Origin of the sequence: Paenibacillus sp. LHD-38, from assembly GCF_031157315.1 — a bacterium.
Lineage (GTDB): Bacteria > Bacillota > Bacilli > Paenibacillales > Paenibacillaceae > Pristimantibacillus.
The window spans coordinates 353,814-371,006 of sequence record NZ_JAVIFU010000001.1 but is presented as its reverse complement, the minus strand read 5'-3'; the positions used below and the strand labels follow the sequence as shown (position 1 = coordinate 371,006).

Sequence of the window (17,193 nt, the reverse complement as noted above, 5' to 3'; positions counted from 1 at the left end):
AACCCCTCGCTTTCATAAAAGCTTAGTGATTAAATTAAATAAGTTCCTCCTGCAGCCCTAGCACCAATTGGTCCAACGGAACCACACCTCTCTTCACACCGTCAATACTATCATGCACCTATTTCTCGGGGCTTATACATGCAATCGAAAATTTTTGATTTCGTAAATCGCTCACTATTGGAACATATAAACCATTTCACCCGCGAAAAAAACGATAACAAAACTAATAACTAGCATCATTTTGGTCGTTGTCGCTTTGCTTCGCTTCATTATGTCATTAGGATCCGCTTTGCTTGTCCAATTTCGTTTTTCCTTAATCGCCGTGATTGCCACTAGGCCGCAAGAACAACTAATGGAACGAATATCCTTGCATAGTTACGTTATAGCTTCCTTTTTGAACCGTGTGCTTCCTGCCGCAAGACGTACACCCTACTTCAATAAAATGTCTATAATCATGAATGAATTTCATGTGCCGCTATCCCCCAAGGTGATTGATCTATAGACGTGAAGACGAAAAGCTATGCATAAACGGCTGATGCCGTCCTCTGCGGAAAAAGCTCATTTCGATGAGATTTGCGTATACGACCCCGTCAGCGTCGCGAATCGCCTTTTTAAGATTGGCTACGTATTCCTGCTTCTTTGTATGGGATTTTTTAAGGAAATCAACGCCGAGACTCTGCTGCAGCTCTTTCTCCGCGGCTTTTTTTCCCTCCGGAGATAGCATATTATTACCTGAAATTTCACCTTGGCCCTTTTGGAACGTACGGAGGTCGCCGCGGATCCACGACATCACAAAATAAGGCTCGTACACCGTACGGCCCTCCTCCGTCCTTATTCGCCTGCAGAGCTCAACGCCTGCCGCTACCTGCCCGCCTGACGTCGCCGTTATCGCTATATTCGCGTGTGTGACGGCGTAATCCGGCAGGCGTTCGTTCATTATTCGTTCTCTTCGGACTGATAGATAACGCTGATGTTTGCGGCGTAATCGCCTTTATCCGATTTATTGATATCGAAGCTTACAATTTGATCCGCTTCAAGCGACTTGTAACCGTCGGCGAGAATGTAGCTGAAATGTGCGAACACATCCACTCCGTTATCCTCGCGTGTAATGAATCCGAAACCCATTTCCGCGTTAAACCATTTCACTTTACCGTTATACATTTTTTCATTTCCCCTTTTTCTTGGTTTTGTTTATTAGAGACGGCGACCACATGCGGATGTGCCGATCACTTACGGAGTCGCCATACGTCAGCACGCCGGTTATCTCACCCGTAGTAGACTCAACGATAGTCACGCGCTTTAGGTACGAACTGACCGATTCTATCGCGGATACAAAGAGCATCTAACGACCTCCGTTTCTATTCGCTATTTGCGTAGTTAGAAGCACGCACCGTTTCGGCGGGTCCCTGTACGGCTTGCATATGTGGTCGCCGTTCGGCCTTAACGCGCATAATCCATTTTGAAAAAAGCCGCAGTATTGAGCCGCATCCTTACGTTGCTGTTCGATATCGTTTCACCTCCGAATAATTGCGCATATTACGTACACTTTCCCGTGTTTTCGCCGTGTTTAAGACGCGCAAATAAGCGCCGAGTAGGATAACACCCTCCGCACTTGCAACGTCATGTATGACGGTAAATCGCATTAGAAAAAGCCCACGGAGTTATTCCGAAGGCTTTGCGTTTTGTTACGTAGTATGATCTGGATGTATTACAACAAAGAGCAACATTAATGGTTGACTCAACGTAGCCGAATTGACCTTTTAATAAATGTAACAAACGATTTCCTATGTGCTAAGGCAATCTTTTATTCTCATAGATAAAACATTAAATATTATTACTTATAGTTTTCATTTTCTAAAATAATAAGTTTTTCCTCATTTGAGGACTTCCCTAATTGTTTCGTATTTTCAACCAACCGAAAAATATTATCACAACATTGTTTTGCACCTATAACTAATAACGGTACACCTATAAAATCAATTTTTAGTCCTTTTGAGAGAAAACCCCCAATTGACATGACGAACGGTACTGTTGGTGACGTATTAGAGAATATTATTTTTTCATTAAAATGATGTTTGCTTTGTAGTAATAAGCTTAAGTTTTTTAATGCTGGAACAACAAGTTTGGAGGATTTCCGTCCTATTGTATATACTGAATCTCCATTTTCATCTATTCCGTGAAAAATGATTTTTCCCATATCATCTTTAGTTAATTTATTGAAATAGTTAACATTTAATATTTCTTCTTTAGTTAGTTTTCGTTCTGATTGGGTAATTTCTTTTAAATGATAGGCGGCTGCCAGAGCTGTTGTATGAGTCCCACCATAGTCATTATAGATATATATCATGATACCATCCCTTATATTTTTATCTATAGCTATTATTGTCATTCATTCTATTTTCTATTCGATTGAGCGCTAAACGTTTACTCCGAGCAGATTACGCGCCGATCGCTTACGTTACGTGATTCCGGTTGTCATTTCGTATCTTCCTCATTGCGGAGGCTGCGGTCTCCTTCCGTCTCTTATTGGAGCCCGCGTGAAGCCCGTCCGTTTTACGTCAGCTCGTAGGACATTTGCGCATAAAAATAGCGCTTATCACAGCGCCAACTTACCGAATTCTTTTGCTCGTCTAAACGCTTCCATAACGGATTCATAGCCGCCGAACGTTTGCGCGATTCGTGTTCGAAGCTTATCAGAGACTGCACGATGGCCACTCTCGACCGCTGCTATACACGACCGCGAGACAGCTAATATCGCAGCAAATTCCTTTTGATTCATGTCCTTACTGATACGGATTACTCTTACCGCGTCTCCATTCATGTCACAAAACTCCCTTCTGTATCTGAATTGTTACTAAGAGGGCAAATAAAAGAACCCTTCTTCCCATCTATAGGAGAATGTCGCCAGTTAAATTAATAGTCCGCGTTCTTCCTGTTCTTAGCGCTGTTTCTCCGTCCCGTCCGGCCGCCCATAAGCTCCGAACGCTGCCGCGCCGCTGATAATTGCGAAATCTTATCCGGATCATACGACCGCTCGTAGCTGCCGACGTGTCTTAGCATCGCTTTCTCCGATAGCCAGTACGGATATTCGAACCACCACGCGTATATGATCTTTTTACCTGCCTTTACGGTCGCCTTCTTGCCGCGTTGTATCGATTTCTGCACCGTCTTACGTGCGCTTTTACAAAAGTACATTTATCGCGACTTATGGGCGAGCGTCGTTTAAAGATTGCGGACATAGAGCGAATGACAAAGGAGTTCGGGAACGGGCTTCATCGTAATGGAATTACAAAGCTTTACAATGAAAAAACAGAAGGCATAAAATTCGAGACACTGGATGTACTATGTAAGGTTCTAGGTTGTACCGTTGCTGATATAATCGAACGCTTACCTGATAACGAAAAAGAAACCGCGAGCCAATAACCTGGACGCGGTTTTTGTGTATTAAAGCGTTCCCTCTGCGTAACCGTTGGTTTATACTGGAAAGTAACTAGAATCGATTTGAGCAGTATTGAGGTGGGCAAAACCATACATACGGAGGCGTTTAGTAATGGAGATCAAATGATACTTTTAGCTGACGGCGGTTTCCGCATTCAAGAAGCGTTAAAAAATTAACTACGGAGCTCTTAGATGTGAAAGCTCGCTGTATCCACTTGCCCGGCTGGATGAACAAGAACCGTAAACCACGCGTTGTACCTCTATCACAAGGGACTGTGCGCGAGTTATTATCGCTTATCAAGAGAAATAAAACATATTTTGAATCAGATTATATCTTCTTATCTAAAAAAGGTGATTCATTAAAAGCTGACCGATTTCTTAAATCGTTAAACGAGTACGCAATTAAAGTTGGCGTTGATCCTAAACTTGCTTACCCTCATCAATTCCGCAGCTATTTTTATACAGCATATTTACTTAACGGCGGTGATTTATTTACGTTACATCGTATAGTGTCTCACGCTGATATTGAAACTACTCGTAGTTATGTCAGAGTAAACGATGAACATAATCGAGACCAACATACGCAATTCGGATAACTGGTGCACGTATTCAATCTCCGGATGAAACTCCGTCAGCCACTTCGTAAAATACCGATAATCCTTTTCGTAATCGTTCGCTCGCGCAATCCTTCCGTTCTCTTACCGCTGACGACCAAGTCGAGCGCTTGCTGTAACGTGAGTTCCGGATGTGATGATGCCCCTACTTCGATGCGTCTTTTCCATTTCGCTAACGCCAAAATAAAAAACCTCCAATAACGAGTAAATTACGCATTTACCGTCACAGGAGGCCGTAGTTAACAACCCTTAATCGCGTATATTGGGATTGTTTACATACCCGCGAGGGGCTGTTAATATACCAATTCCACTATACAATCCGCAATCCCCACGCACATTTTACCGAGTGGCTTCCGAGTAGGCTAACGTCCAGATCAGCGTATATGAAAAACGCTGGAATCCCGCGCCGTTACTGCGTTAACACTCACCGGCAGCAGCCGGTTTTCCCGCGTCGCTCGCGGTGCGGAACGAGGAGCCGCAGCCGCATGTTGCGCTGGCATTTGGATTTTCGATCGTGAAGCCACCGCCCATTGCCGATTCCTTGAAATCGATAACGAGACCATTCAAATATTTAATGCTGTCTGCGTCGACGACAACTCTAAGCCCTTCCATATCTAGCTCCTTGTCGCCGTCATGCTGCTCATCGTCAAAGCCCATTCCGTAGGAAAAGCCGCTGCAGCCACCTTCCTTTACTCCGATACGCAGGAAAAGCTCAGGTCCGCCTTCTTCTGCGAGCATTTTTTTTATTTTGTCAGATGCTGTATCACTTATTGTGATCATGCTACATCCCTCCGTTTATCCGTTTAATCGAATGTGTTGCAACTCACTTACTTATTTGTAGTATACTCCAGTTTCTTCACTTGCTCAATAGCAGCATGCCTACTAACGCATTTCCCATTTTTTGGCGTACCGCTTACTTTTCTTATTGCTCATGTTACATATGAGGTTTATAATAGTTACAGCTTCTTAATCGGAAAAGAAAGTTCTTTTTTTCACAATCTAAAGATATCGAGGTGGCCCGGCCATGAACGTCGTTATACCGACAGAAGATACAAAAATGCAGCAAATCATTGAAAAAGTGCGTCATGGACAGCGTTTAACATTAGAGGATGGCGTTTACTTATATCAATCAGATGATTTACTCACGATTGGACAGCTTGCTAATGAAGTCGCTTTGCGCAAAAATGGCAAAAAGGTTTATTTTATCGAAAACATGAGTCTTTACTTCACGAACGTATGCGAAGCCCATTGCGCGTTTTGCAACTTCCGCAAAGATGAAGGCGACGAAGGCGCATATACGCTAAGCGGTCAACAAATGATTGAATACGTAGAGAAGCATTTTCACCCTGGCGTTCGCGAATTCCATATCGTCGGCGGTCACAACACGAATGTTCCATTCCAATATTATGTGGATTCGCTCAAAGCATTGAAGGATCGTTTTCCTGAAGTAACGCTTAAAGCGTACACGGCTGCAGAAATCGATTTTTTCTCGCGCATTAGCGGCTTATCCTACCGTGAAGTACTTCAAGAGCTTATGAAAGCCGGCTTGCAGTCGCTCACTGGCGGCGGAGCCGAAATTTTATCCGATCATTATCGCAAAAAAATGCGTGTAGACAAAGCCGATGTTACCCAATATTTGCAGGTACATCGCACGGCTCATGAGCTTGGCTTGCGCACGCATACGACGATGCTTTACGGTTCGATTGAAACCAAAGAGGATCGTATTCGCCACTTGATGCATATTCGCGAGCTTCAGGATGAAACGAACGGATTCCTTGTATTTATTCCGCTTTCGATGCAGCCGATCAATCCGAGAGCCGGCATTCGCCGCCGCAACTCAGCATTTGAGGATTTGAAGACGATTGCCATCAGCCGTTTGATGCTTGATAACTTTCAGCATATTAAAGCTTATTTCATTAACATCGGCGTACAGCTGACGCAGGTTGCTCTAACAATGGGCGCTTCGGACGCGCACGGTACCATCGTCAAGGAAAAAATTAGCCATGCCGCTGGCGCCCTTACGCCAGAAGGCATTACCCGCGAGGATCTGATCTGGTTAATTAAAGGCGCAGGCCGCATCCCGGTTGAACGCGATACTTTTTACAATGAAATTAAAGTTTATGAATGAGTAATCAGCAACACGGAAGCACAAAATAGATTATCATCAAGAGGCGTGGAGTTGGAAATCCTATGAGAAAACTTATTATTTTGGGCGGCGGCTACGGCGGCCTTGCCATTGCAAATGAACTGCTTGAAAAGCAAATGCCAATCGACGTATCTATCGTATTAATTGATCGGATGCCGTTTCAAGGCTTAAAAACAGAATATTATGCCCTTGCTGCCGGTACGGTTTCCGATTTGGAGCTTCGCGTAAAATTCCCGGTCGATCCGAGAATTTCACTAGCTTACGGTGAAGTTACCGATGTGGATGTGGAGCAAAAGCTTGTTCATATCGAAGGCCAAGAATCGATGGCTTATGAATGGCTGGTTATTGGTCTTGGCTGTACGGATAAATACCATGGAATTGAGGGTGCCGAGCAATATTCGACAAGCATTCAGACCTTCTCGGCAGCCCGGAAGACTTATGCTCAGCTGAATGATATTAAGCCATACGGACAGGTATCAATCGTAGGTGGAGGTTTGAGCGGCGTTGAGGTTGCAGCTGAACTGCGCGAAAGCCGGCCTGACCTTAATATCCGAATTTTGGATCGCGGTCCAAGTGTGCTTTCTGCCTTCCCGAGCAAGCTGCAATCCTTTGTTACGGAATGGTTCGAGGAGCATCATGTTGAAATGCGCGGCCATGTTGGACTTACTAGAGTCGAAGGCGGCATTTTGCATGATTGTAATTCAACGACGCCTATTTATACCGATGTGACGGTATGGACGGCCGGTATCCAGCCAGTACCGATCGTACAACGCATGAATTTGCCTAAGGATAACCAAGGCAGACTCATAATAAACGAATATCATCAGCTGCCTGATCATAACGATGTATTCATCGTAGGCGACTGCGCTTCGCTGCCGCTCTCTCCAAGCGGTCAAGCAGCCGGAGCCCAAGGCAAGCAAATCGCCGAGGTTTTGCAGGCGATGTGGCATGATAAAACGCCTCGTCTTGGCAAGCTGAAGCTAAAGGGCGTACTCGGCTCACTTGGAAAGAAAAGCGGATTTGGCCTGATGGGGGGCACTGCCATCATAGGGCGTGTGCCGCGGCTTGTTAAGAGCGGCGTGCTCTGGCGCTCTAAGCGCCATCTTGGCTAGCACCGATTACAGATCATCCAGCAGCTTGTCCAAAGCTTCCTTATCGGCCTGCTGCTGGTCTATTGCTTTCAATATGTTCTCATGAAGTTCGTCTACCGTTTCGGCAGATACAATTGCGCCATCTACTAACGCGAACGGGTTCAAATAACATTCGCCGCAATTGCCCAAGCAGCCGTATTCGCTCACTTCATATTCATCATTTTCTTCAAATATTTTCATTATCCGGTCCGTGCCGTGATGCATATTACTGGCACAAAACTCGATCATTGGTTTAAACACCATGCTTCACCTAACTTTACTTAGTTACTATCCATTTTCAATTGCTTCACTTTGTACTATAATAGGGGAGAAAGGAGATGATTGCAATGAGTGAACAAGTACAAGACACGATGTATGACGAAGTTTTGGACGTACTCGATAAGCTTCGTCCGTTTTTGCAGCGCGACGGCGGCGACGTTGAGTTAGTTGATGTCGAAGGCGGCATCATCAAGCTTCGCCTAATGGGGGCATGCGGTAGCTGCCCAAGCTCGACGATCACGCTTAAAGCGGGTATCGAACGTGCTCTTCTTGAAGAAGTTGAAGGTGTAATTGAAGTCGTTCAAGTATTCTAATATATAAGAACGAATCATGATTGCCTTGAAACACAAATGATGAAGAGTCTTATCAGAAGCAAGGAGCCCTGCTCCTTTGCTCATTGATAAGACTCTTTTTTTTGCTTATTCGCGATTAAAACATGCCTTTAATGTTAGCCACAATGGGATCAAAGCCGCCTGTGACGTCAATGACGTTCCCTGTTAAGAAATTCGACTGTCTGTCGCAAAGGAAAAGCACTACTCGCGCTACATCTTCTCCTGCGCCTGGACGGCCGATTGGAGATTCATTGTCGTACTCTTCCTCTACCTCAGCTATGGACCGTTCTTTATTCACGCCGCGAATATCTCCAGGACCGATGAGATTAACGGTGATGCCATGCGGTGCTTCTTCTACCGCTAAAGATTTTGTAAAGGATACTAGCCCCGTCTTCGCGGCGGCATATACGGCGCGGTGAGGCCAGGCTCTTGCTTCTCCCGCATGACCGAAGCCGAAATGGATGACGCGTCCCCACTTGCGTTCACGCATGCCTGGCAGCAATCGATGGTCAAGCAGCATTACGCCTAACAAATTGCCATGCAGCAGCCTAATGATCGTCGCTTCATCATATTCGCTGAATAGACGCCGTTTGCGAACGAATGGGCCTGCATTATTGACAAGGATGTCAACGCCCCCAGCCCATTCCTCCGCAGCATTCGCGAGCTTCTCTGCCCCCTCAACGGTTGCGACATCCGCCTGTACCGTAATCGCCTTTACGCCCAGCTGCTCGATCTGTGCCTTAACCTGCTGTGCTTCAAGCTCGCTCTCGTAGTAGTTAATGACAACATTACAGCCTTGCTCGGCTAGCTGGATCGCCGTTCGTTTGCCGAGTCCTTTCGCGCTGCCTGTTACTAATGCTGTTTTGCCTCTCAGTCCCACGAGTTTTCCCCCCTCGGGATTATGTGTGCTTGTTTCGCATCAATCCGCATGCGTATTGAAACGTAAGAAGTAGTGATTCCATCGCCAGGTACAAGCCCTGCGTCAAATCGGCAGATTGATCCGCCACATTTTCTAATTTGATCTCTTCGCCGTACATCCGATTGCTTTGAATCAAGTCATCCTGCATCTCCGAGTTCATATAATGGATCTCGGTGTTCCTTCGTTTCCGCAGCCTTGTCATCGGCTCCTTGTATTTCTCTTTCACGTCATTAAGCTTCCAAGTAAGCTCCGGATGAGCTCTCTTCTCCCTCATATTCCGCAAAACCGTGAAATAAGAAAAATGGGCTTTGATCCGTTCCGTCCGCATATCGAGAAGCTCGTTAAGGAGCGTACCGAGCTTGTCCAGCAAGGAGAAGACGCGGATAAAGGCATTTTTATCGAAGTAGATATAACGATTATAATAGATTCGTTCCTCATCTGTCATTTGATTAAGCGAAGAGGAGGTAACTTTATGTTGAAAGTGCAGCGATACATAGTGGCTTTGCTCAAGCTCATCCAAAGAGGAACGCAGGCCTAGCGTCCATATTTCATATTTGCGAAGCTTTTGGACGTCTTCTCCGCCTGCCTTTATTTTTTTGGACAGGATCGCAACGAACTGATCCATTAAACGGAATGTTTCTGCTAGGGTTCCTTCCGCTTCTCTCAAGGGTTCATTAAACATGAAGCGCAGCATCATCGATCAGTCCCTTCATCAAAAGAGTGACATCTGCCAACCAAAAATTTAAGTTCGTAATAGCAGGCAAACCTGCAAGCGAATTTTCACGTTTGCAGGCTTGCAGGTTTGGCGCATGACTGGAAGGAAATGCATATACATCTACCTTCAGCATGTCCCATATTCGCTTTTTTTCTCCGCGATCCTTTTTTACGCCTTTACCGCCCTTCGCGCAGCCTCCACGAACGAACTAAAATATCCATGAGTATTCCGAATAAGCCGGTAACAATTAAATTATGCAAAAGGTTGGTGAACAAAAACCATTCCGAATTCGTTATCGTAGCCGTCAACAGAGCGCCGCTGAAAATTTGAGTAACAACAAGGCCAAGCGTCCATGCAGCGGGCTTAGTTAAGCCGGCTCCGCCCTTACTGACTTTACGGATGTGCATATATAGGCCAGCTAGGCTGATGGCTAGCAGCAAGGCTGCTACGCGGTGTATAAACACAGCTCCGGTAGCGCCATTGATTTCTGGAACGATCTCTCCGTTACAAAGCGGCCAGCCTAGACAACCGCCCCCTGAATCGGTATGCCGTATAAAGGCTCCAAGGTAAACAACGACGTAACTATAAATAGCTGTTGCAAGCACGCGGGGAAAGATCGAACGCGGTACCTTAAACACCTCAGGCGGTCCGTTTTTGGCACGGAAAGTCCAAATGACCAACAGCAGCGTTGAAGCAAAGGCGATTAATGAGATTCCAAAATGAATCGCCATAATGGGCGGTGATTGGGGCCACATAACGGCTGCTGCTCCCATTAAAGCTTGAATAATCGTAAAGAGTAGAGCGCCGCCTGCATAAAAAAGAGGCTCCTTAAAGCCCGTCCTATCTTTTCTATACCGCAAAAAAATGGAAACGCAAGAAGCAAGAACAAGAAGTCCCTCAAAGCCAGTTATAAGCCGATGTGAATATTCGATCATGGATTCAATCGTATAAGCCGGTATAAATTTCCCATGGCACAAAGGCCAATCATCACCGCAGCCTCGTCCAGAATCCGTATTCGTGACAAGTGCTCCGCCGAGCAGTACAAGAAGCATTCCGATGCACGCAGCGACAGCCAACGCGCGAAAACGCCCGGTTACCATAATAAATCACCTTATTTCGTGTTTTAATAACAGTTCAATTATAGCTATAAAAAAAGGCAAAAGCCATGTTGAAAATGTGACACTTCCGAGTAAAACACGATTAAAAAAGGAAAGCCCGCGCCCGGGTACTATTTCCCCCTGAAACGCGGACTAATGATTACTTTTGGGTCAACGCATCGCTGACTTGTATCGCGCGATTTACGAATTCCTCGATTTCCTCACGCGACTTGCGCAGCTTGCTTACGAAACGGACAAGCTCCTTGCTGCTGCGGAAAGCGATAAAGCTCGGAATACCTAATATGTTCAGCTCTGAGCATAAATCAGGAAGATCATCGCGATCTAACTCAATGAACGTGACCTTGCCTTCATATTGACGCTCCAAATCCGGCATGAAGGGATTAATAAAATGACAATCCTTGCACCAGGTTGTTTTAAACACCGCAATCGTGAGCCCTTCGCTTGCAACCGCTTCGCGAAACGCTTCATCTGTCGTTAATTTTCTCATGCTGCACCCCTAACGGTTCTAATAAATGATTTTACGTTATCCCAGCTATGGATTAGACTTCCCGATCGAGCGAAAATACTTTCATATCCTCATCAAGATCCGTCCAGCCAATCTTTGCTTTAATTGCCGCAGCCAAATTGCGTGCAGGCACGTAAGTTACCCCGTCAATAACAGTCACAGGGAATGACCATTTAACGTTTTTGCCGTTAACAACAGCGGTATCGCTGCCGTTCTTCAAAACAATCGTTGTATTCGTCGCTTCATCAAATACCTTCAAGCTTTTTGTTTTTTTATCATAGGTAAGCACTCCGCCCAGCTGCTCGACCGTATTGCGCAGCGGTATAAGCGTGACGTGACTGGCGGTGACGATAACCGGATTATAATATTGGTAAGAATACCATGTAAGGTTTTGTTTATTAATATGCAGCTTGTTTTTCAACAGATCGTAAATCGCAGATTTTTCATCAAATTGCTTCAACACTTGATAGCCTTGCATCGAGAACAATTTTTCGACCGGGAAATCCTTAGCGGATGCGACTGGAACTTCCGCCTTCACCTGTCCGTTTACGTTCCAGGATTCGCTCTCAAATTTAACGGTAAGACCTTTAATCGGCAGTACCCCAATTTCTGGAGTTTGGCTCGGTACATACGAAAGTTCATAAACCTGCTTGCGAATATCGAGCTTGTTGTCCACGAATACGTCTGCTTTTATCGTAAGATCCTTGCTGAATATTTCATCAAGCGTTTCCTGATCTTCTTCCTCAAGCAGCTTTAGCTCATCCTGCAGCTCGGTAAGCATAAGAGCGATGCCATCCGTTGCTTCCTTAAGCGCCTCTGCTGGATCAGCAGTATCAAGCCCGCCTTCCTCAAAAGGAATTGTACCGGCTGCTTCCCAAATGTCCGGGTTACTTTGCAAAATTTCGAATACGCCCGCAACCATCTTATCGAGCCCTGCACGGTCAGCGATAAGCGCATCTACGTATTTTTTAACCCATGCCCAAATTTCAGGGCCGTCTAAGTCAACATGCACCTTCATCAAAGAAGTTGCCGTTCCGTTAATTGTCTCATATACCGGCTTCACATCAATGCGTTCCGGATTCGGCAGGTTATGTATGACGTAAGTTCCTACCGTATCGATTAACTGTTGACCGAGCGCCGTAACCGCTGCTTCGTCTACTCCGGGAACCTCTTCTGACGCGGTTTCCACAGGCAAACCGGTCAGACCTGCAACACCCGACATACCCAGCAGGCTCCCGCTTGTCAGGTCCAGCACAAACGGCTGCTTAGCGCCTTCAAGCTCCATTACCGCTAAGGTATCCGACATCTTCAAAGTAAACTTAATGCTTGCGGTTTCTCCAAAAATCAAGCTGCCGTCAAAAGAAATATGCGAGTCGTCCTGCGTTTTCACGTTATTCAACTGCAGCTTTACATTGGAGACAAGCTTCATCATGGCTAGATCCTCTTCAGAGGATCCCTCATATGCGGCATCATCAAGCAAAAGCTTTAATTCTACGGATTGTTTGCTCTCGCTGGAAGTTACCTTCAAGGAATTTTTTAATACCGTATTAAAATCCAAATTAGAAATCGCTTGACAGCCTGCTGCAAAAACGAGTGTAAATGCTAATAACAGCATGGTCAGCTTTTTAGGTCTTTCAAAAAAATTTCTCATCCATTCGTCTCCTTTATGATTGAATATAGTAGGCCTTTTTTACTGACAAACTCTATTCATTGTACAGGAGACTCTAGTTAATGTAAATGTATGGAAAGCTCTAGTTTTGTCGATTTTACTAGACTTCTGCGCTTTTTTACAGCGAATATTGTCTCAGGAGTTCTACCTGCTTGATTGACTTGCTCGGACGTGCTGCCCAGCCGAAAAATTCGCAAAAATCACGCAAAAGCGCAGCCCATGAGCAGCCAACCGACTAGCATAGCAACAGCAACAACGATTGCGATTCCCGCCTGATGAGTACGATCCATCTTGCTTCCCCTCCAATAACCAACTACTGGATATTGTAAGGGGAAGATCTTATCGCAACTGCCTTCTGCTGCTTATCATTTGCTTAATGAAATCTTAAGTTTTGAGTCACAGCAGCGGAAAGCAGGTTTCAAATACGGTTTCTTTCGCCGAACTGCTGACAGAAATTTTTCCGCTATGAGATTCAACAATGCTCTTCGTAATCGCGAGACCGAGCCCTGTTCCACCCGACTCCGCCGTTCGTGAACGGTCAACTCGATAGAAACGGTCAAAGATATAAGGTACATCCTTCGCTGGAATGGGATCGCCAAAATTTATGATTCGAATCACGGCTTCTTCATGCAGCCTTTCCACTTGGATATCGATAAATTTCCCCGCATGTCCATATTGAATGGCGTTTGCGATGAGATTATCATAGGCTCTGGCCAGCAGTTCCCCGTCAGCCGAGATCCATATTGCAGGCTCATCGGTATGAATCCGGCAGCTCATTCCCGCCTTCTCAAGGCTCGGAACAAACTCTTCGGCGAGCTGCCTCACAAAACCTACGATGTCCAGCTTAGCTAAGGTAAGGGGCATATCGTTGTTTAACTTCGTGTATTCAAACAAATCGTCGATTAAGCCTTTTAAATTCTTCGATTTCTCATACGCTATGTTAACAAAGTAACGAAGCTCTACTTCATCCTGATAACGATCTTGCTCAATCAGCTCAAGAAAGCCCAATATGGAGGTAAGCGGCGTACGCAAATCATGTGAAACGCCCGTTATTAAATCGTTTTTCGATTTCTCTGTATTTCTTTCTTCTTGCAGCAAATGATTAAATTGCTTGCCTAATTCATTGATGCTGCTGGCGATTTCACCGAGCTCATCCGCAGCTTTGACCGGAATTTCATGATCAAGCTTGCCGGAAGCCATTTGCTGCAATCCATAACGAATTTCCTTCAAATATAGAATCATGTTTCGACTCGTCCAGAAAAAAAAGCCAAGAAACAGCAGGCATCCGAATAGAGCAATAACCGGCGTCGATCCGATATGGTTGACGATCCAGATCAAAGTCCGGTCGTACGGTGTATATTGAATAAGCACGAAGGCGAATAAATGCCCCGCAATGACAGAGCAAAGCATTAAACCTAGGCTCTTTAGAAAAGCTGCCATAAAAGTCCAGCGGATCGTGCGGAAAAGCGGATGGCTCGGCTGACTGGGCGGGTACGATTCGCGATGCCCGCTTGGGAGCCAGGCCAGATTTTGCTTGAACAGCTTTTTATAGCAAAGACCAAATATTAAAATAACAGAGGCCAGCATGATTGGCGAAGAGCCGATATGCTCAACAATCCATTTCAGCGGTTTGTCATATGGAGGAATTTTGATCATGAACGCAAGCAGCAGCCGTGCGAGCCATGTAAGCGCCAAAGCGATTGCGAGGCTCGCTGCAGCCATTTTTAATCGGTTTCTTTTTATCATTTCATCTCCTGTATTTTAAGGGTTTGCTTGAAAACGAAGGCTCCTCCACGTTATTCATGATTAGAGCGCCTCCATTTTGTAGCCGATTCCCCACACGGTTTTTATGTATTTGGGATGTTGAGTGTCTTTTTCGATTTTTTCGCGAATTTTGCGGATATGGACCATAACTGTATTTTTTGATTCCATGAAGGGCTCGTTCCATGCGCTCTCATAAATCTTATCCATGCTAAGGACAATTCCCCGGTTCACGGCCAACAAGCTAAGAATGGCGAATTCACGGGGTGTGAGTTTAACCTCCTGCTGATCCACGGTAACCGTATGCGTAGCCGTGTTGATCACCAGATCATCTACGATCATTTCATGCTCGTTCCGAACCGAATGGGCATGGAACTGCTTTGCTCTGCGAATATGCGATTTTACGCTTGCCAACAGGACCAGCGGGCTGAATGGTTTCGTTACGTATTCGTCTGCTCCGAGGCTGAGACCCGATATTTTATCGATATCTTGCGTTTTGGCGGAAAGCATAATAATCGGAATATGGTTACTTTCGCGTATCTTCATGCATGCCTCGAGACCGTCCATAACGGGCATCATCACATCCAAGATAATTAGATCAATTTTATGGCTATTTAACAGCGCGAGCGCTTCGAGTCCGTTGGAAGCCTTTAGCATCGTAAACCCGTCATTTTTAAAATAGATGTCCATTAAGCTTAAAATTTCTTTCTCGTCATCGACCATCAGAATGGTTTCTCTTGTCATGCTTGTGCTCCTTTCAACCGAAAGCCACGTACAGCTTATTAAACTTGGATAAGATTCATGAGTCGAATAAAAATATAGCATTGCTATGCTTATTTTGGTTATTTTATGCATATTAGTCAACAAAAAAAGAACGTTCCCTATTATGGAAACGTCCTTCGCCATTAACTTTTCTAGCCTTTATACCGCTTTCTTATAGAAAGGTTTTAAAACAAGGGAGAGGATCTTACGCAAAGGTCCCGGGAACGAGCGTATATCCTCCGGCGTTATAACGCGCAGCGCTGCCAGTAAAATGAGATAAAGTCCTCCTACAATGGCCGAAGTAACGGCAAACGCTAAGAAATAGGATAGCTTGTCAGCCCAAGCATCTGTCCATGACAGCACGGCATATTCTGCGCCCCAGCCTGCCAAGGCCGGAATCGCAATTGCTGCCATATAGGCCAGCCACTTGCTGCCGAGTATATTCAAATTGACTTCCTTATTGATTGTTCGTACATTCAGGACAGTAATGACAATAAAGCATATTGTTGATCCGATAATGAGTCCGTATACACCGAGAAAAGGAGCAAGCGCAAAGCTGGTAACGACCTTTAAACCAATCCCGATAAACGTATGATTCATGGGCTGCTTGGGTTTATTGAGTCCGTAGAGAATCGAGTTAGAGATCATCATCGTAATTTGAAAAATCGCTCCTGCCGTCAGCAAAGCAACGGTATCGCTGCCGCTTGGGCTCTTAAATAAAAGACCAGTTACCGAATAGGATGCGACGGTGAACAGCAAAGCAACCGGTACGCCAGTAAAGCAAACAATCCGCATAACGAGCGAGGATTGCCGCTGTACTTCTTGCATATTCTTCAAGGCATAGGCCGAAGAAATGACCGGAATAATCGAAGCGCCAAGGGCGATAGCCAAAATAGGCGGAATGCCCGCAATACCCATCGCTTTGTTCTGATATTCCGCGAGTACTCGTATAGCCGTGTCATGGTTATAAAAAGCAGTCGTCAGCCTCACAAAAAGCGTCTGATCGAAGAAATAGACAAATTGCACGGTCATAGCCGTTACGACGGCCGCAATCGAGGTTCTGAATATTTCCCGGTAAATCGTACGAAATGGCAGCTTGGAGCTTGGCTTTGCTGCCTTGTCGCTTGTTACGGCCGATGCTTCGCTACGATCCTGCTTTTTGAGCTTTCTGGCAAACCACATCATGACCGAAAATGCGCCGATGCTTCCGAGTACCGAGCCAAACGCAACGGCAGCCGCGCCGTATTTATCACCCCAGCCTAAGCCGAGTATGATAAAGGCGAGCCCGATACCGCCGATGAGCCGTAAAATTTGTTCCATGATTTGCGATATGCCGCCTGCGGCCATAATTTGCCTGCCTTGAAAGTAACCGCGCATCATCGCAATAATGGGAAACAGCAGCAGCGCAGGCGCTATGGCTTGGAGTGATAAAGCCGAGTCCGGCACTCGCGTGAAGCGTTCATAGACAGGCGCCAGTACAAACAAGGCAGTGGCTAGCAGCAAGCCTGTCGCAGCGCCGAACATTAAAGCGGCCTGATAGATCCGTTTCGCCTCGTCCGGCCTGCCCAGCGCATAGCGCTGCGATATCATCTTGCTAATCGACAGCGGAATGCCGCCGGTAGCGATCGTTAACAGTAATAAATAGATGGTATTTGCTGAGTTGAAGGCTGCCTGCCCGAGCGATCCCAGCATGTAATCGAGCGGTATTCTCTGGAATAAGCCGAGAAAACGGACGACCAGGGCAGCAGCAGTCAAAATAATGGTACCTTTTAGTAATGAGTCTTTTTTTAGCATAATGGTATTCC

General features: G+C 45.6%; 22 protein-coding genes and 1 pseudogene. 5 read left to right on the top strand and 18 right to left on the bottom strand.

Annotated elements, in window-relative coordinates:
- Positions 1 to 496: 496 nt before the first annotated feature.
- The 6 genes from RCO25_RS01650 to RCO25_RS01625 all read right to left on the bottom strand — a co-directional run bounded on the left by RCO25_RS01650 (position 497) and on the right by RCO25_RS01625 (position 3,165).
- Positions 497 to 937, bottom strand: a complete 441-nt coding sequence (locus tag RCO25_RS01650; protein WP_308994404.1) for a hypothetical protein — start codon at positions 935 to 937, stop codon at positions 497 to 499.
- Positions 937 to 1,161 carry a cold-shock protein gene (locus RCO25_RS01645; RefSeq protein ID WP_308994403.1) on the bottom strand — a complete coding sequence of 75 codons (225 nt, stop codon included), beginning with the start codon at positions 1,159 to 1,161 and terminating at the stop codon, positions 937 to 939. Before RCO25_RS01645 ends, RCO25_RS01650 begins: the two co-directional genes overlap by 1 nt.
- Before the next feature lie 4 nt (positions 1,162 to 1,165).
- A complete protein-coding gene (locus RCO25_RS01640; RefSeq protein ID WP_308994402.1) occupies positions 1,166 to 1,342 on the bottom strand; it encodes a hypothetical protein in 177 nt (58 codons plus the stop codon).
- Positions 1,343 to 1,834: 492 nt separating this feature from the next.
- Positions 1,835 to 2,347 (bottom strand): DUF3189 family protein, encoded by a 513-nt coding sequence (locus RCO25_RS01635; RefSeq protein WP_308994473.1) that lies wholly within the window; start codon positions 2,345 to 2,347, stop codon positions 1,835 to 1,837.
- Between the two features lie 249 nt (positions 2,348 to 2,596).
- On the bottom strand, positions 2,597 to 2,821 hold the full coding sequence (locus RCO25_RS01630) for a helix-turn-helix transcriptional regulator (RefSeq protein WP_308994401.1): 225 nt from the start codon (positions 2,819 to 2,821) through the stop codon (positions 2,597 to 2,599).
- A gap of 92 nt (positions 2,822 to 2,913) precedes the next feature.
- Positions 2,914 to 3,165 carry a hypothetical protein gene (locus tag RCO25_RS01625; RefSeq protein ID WP_308994400.1) on the bottom strand — a complete coding sequence of 84 codons (252 nt, stop codon included), beginning with the start codon at positions 3,163 to 3,165 and terminating at the stop codon, positions 2,914 to 2,916.
- Here RCO25_RS01625 and RCO25_RS01620 point away from each other — a divergent pair.
- A complete protein-coding gene (locus RCO25_RS01620) occupies positions 3,148 to 3,423 on the top strand; it encodes a helix-turn-helix domain-containing protein (protein ID WP_308994399.1) in 276 nt (91 codons plus the stop codon). The genes RCO25_RS01625 and RCO25_RS01620 overlap by 18 nt on opposite strands.
- A gap of 197 nt (positions 3,424 to 3,620) precedes the next feature.
- A pseudogene (locus RCO25_RS01615) lies at positions 3,621 to 4,034 on the top strand (tyrosine-type recombinase/integrase); the annotation flags it as partial.
- Between the two features lie 35 nt (positions 4,035 to 4,069).
- Here the strand turns inward: RCO25_RS01615 and RCO25_RS01610 are convergent.
- Together RCO25_RS01610 and erpA are read right to left on the bottom strand one after the other, a co-directional pair.
- Entirely contained in the window at positions 4,070 to 4,234 is a 165-nt protein-coding gene (locus tag RCO25_RS01610) for a hypothetical protein (protein ID WP_308994398.1), read from the bottom strand.
- A gap of 235 nt (positions 4,235 to 4,469) precedes the next feature.
- Entirely contained in the window at positions 4,470 to 4,832 is a 363-nt protein-coding gene (gene erpA / locus RCO25_RS01605) for an iron-sulfur cluster insertion protein ErpA (protein WP_308994397.1), read from the bottom strand.
- A gap of 244 nt (positions 4,833 to 5,076) precedes the next feature.
- Here erpA and mqnE point away from each other — a divergent pair, with 244 nt between their 5' ends.
- Together mqnE and RCO25_RS01595 are read left to right on the top strand one after the other, a co-directional pair.
- Positions 5,077 to 6,180, top strand: a complete 1,104-nt coding sequence (gene mqnE, locus RCO25_RS01600) for an aminofutalosine synthase MqnE (protein ID WP_308994396.1) — start codon at positions 5,077 to 5,079, stop codon at positions 6,178 to 6,180.
- A 62-nt stretch (positions 6,181 to 6,242) separates the two neighbouring features.
- A complete protein-coding gene (locus RCO25_RS01595) occupies positions 6,243 to 7,310 on the top strand; it encodes an NAD(P)/FAD-dependent oxidoreductase (RefSeq protein WP_308994395.1) in 1,068 nt (355 codons plus the stop codon).
- Positions 7,311 to 7,316: 6 nt separating this feature from the next.
- Here the strand turns inward: RCO25_RS01595 and RCO25_RS01590 are convergent, their stop codons facing one another.
- The gene (locus RCO25_RS01590; RefSeq protein ID WP_308994394.1) at positions 7,317 to 7,577 is read right to left on the bottom strand and encodes a YuzB family protein; all 261 of its coding nucleotides are present in this window, start codon (positions 7,575 to 7,577) and stop codon (positions 7,317 to 7,319) included.
- Positions 7,578 to 7,675: 98 nt separating this feature from the next.
- On the opposite strand from RCO25_RS01590, the gene RCO25_RS01585 reads away from it, so the two are divergent.
- Positions 7,676 to 7,921, top strand: a complete 246-nt coding sequence (locus RCO25_RS01585) for a NifU family protein (protein ID WP_054026871.1) — start codon at positions 7,676 to 7,678, stop codon at positions 7,919 to 7,921.
- A 115-nt stretch (positions 7,922 to 8,036) separates the two neighbouring features.
- Here the strand turns inward: RCO25_RS01585 and RCO25_RS01580 are convergent, their stop codons facing one another.
- From RCO25_RS01580 to RCO25_RS01540, 9 genes are all read right to left on the bottom strand, one after another.
- The gene (locus tag RCO25_RS01580; RefSeq protein WP_308994472.1) at positions 8,037 to 8,813 is read right to left on the bottom strand and encodes an SDR family oxidoreductase; all 777 of its coding nucleotides are present in this window, start codon (positions 8,811 to 8,813) and stop codon (positions 8,037 to 8,039) included.
- A gap of 25 nt (positions 8,814 to 8,838) precedes the next feature.
- The gene (locus tag RCO25_RS01575) at positions 8,839 to 9,540 is read right to left on the bottom strand and encodes a Cthe_2314 family HEPN domain-containing protein (protein WP_308994393.1); all 702 of its coding nucleotides are present in this window, start codon (positions 9,538 to 9,540) and stop codon (positions 8,839 to 8,841) included.
- Positions 9,533 to 9,706, bottom strand: a complete 174-nt coding sequence (locus RCO25_RS01570; RefSeq protein ID WP_308994392.1) for a hypothetical protein — start codon at positions 9,704 to 9,706, stop codon at positions 9,533 to 9,535. The genes RCO25_RS01575 and RCO25_RS01570 overlap by 8 nt, the downstream gene beginning before the upstream one ends.
- Positions 9,707 to 9,749: 43 nt before the next feature.
- Entirely contained in the window at positions 9,750 to 10,673 is a 924-nt protein-coding gene (locus RCO25_RS01565) for a COX15/CtaA family protein (protein ID WP_308994391.1), read from the bottom strand.
- Between the two features lie 157 nt (positions 10,674 to 10,830).
- On the bottom strand, positions 10,831 to 11,178 hold the full coding sequence (locus RCO25_RS01560) for a thioredoxin family protein (RefSeq protein WP_308994390.1): 348 nt from the start codon (positions 11,176 to 11,178) through the stop codon (positions 10,831 to 10,833).
- A 52-nt stretch (positions 11,179 to 11,230) separates the two neighbouring features.
- Entirely contained in the window at positions 11,231 to 12,847 is a 1,617-nt protein-coding gene (locus tag RCO25_RS01555) for a copper amine oxidase N-terminal domain-containing protein (RefSeq protein WP_308994389.1), read from the bottom strand.
- Positions 12,848 to 13,261: 414 nt separating this feature from the next.
- A complete protein-coding gene (locus RCO25_RS01550; RefSeq protein ID WP_308994388.1) occupies positions 13,262 to 14,611 on the bottom strand; it encodes a sensor histidine kinase in 1,350 nt (449 codons plus the stop codon).
- 60 nt (positions 14,612 to 14,671) lie between these two features.
- Entirely contained in the window at positions 14,672 to 15,370 is a 699-nt protein-coding gene (locus RCO25_RS01545) for a response regulator transcription factor (RefSeq protein ID WP_308994387.1), read from the bottom strand.
- A gap of 177 nt (positions 15,371 to 15,547) precedes the next feature.
- Positions 15,548 to 17,182, bottom strand: a complete 1,635-nt coding sequence (locus RCO25_RS01540; RefSeq protein ID WP_308994386.1) for a putative polysaccharide biosynthesis protein — start codon at positions 17,180 to 17,182, stop codon at positions 15,548 to 15,550.
- Positions 17,183 to 17,193: the final 11 nt, after the last annotated feature.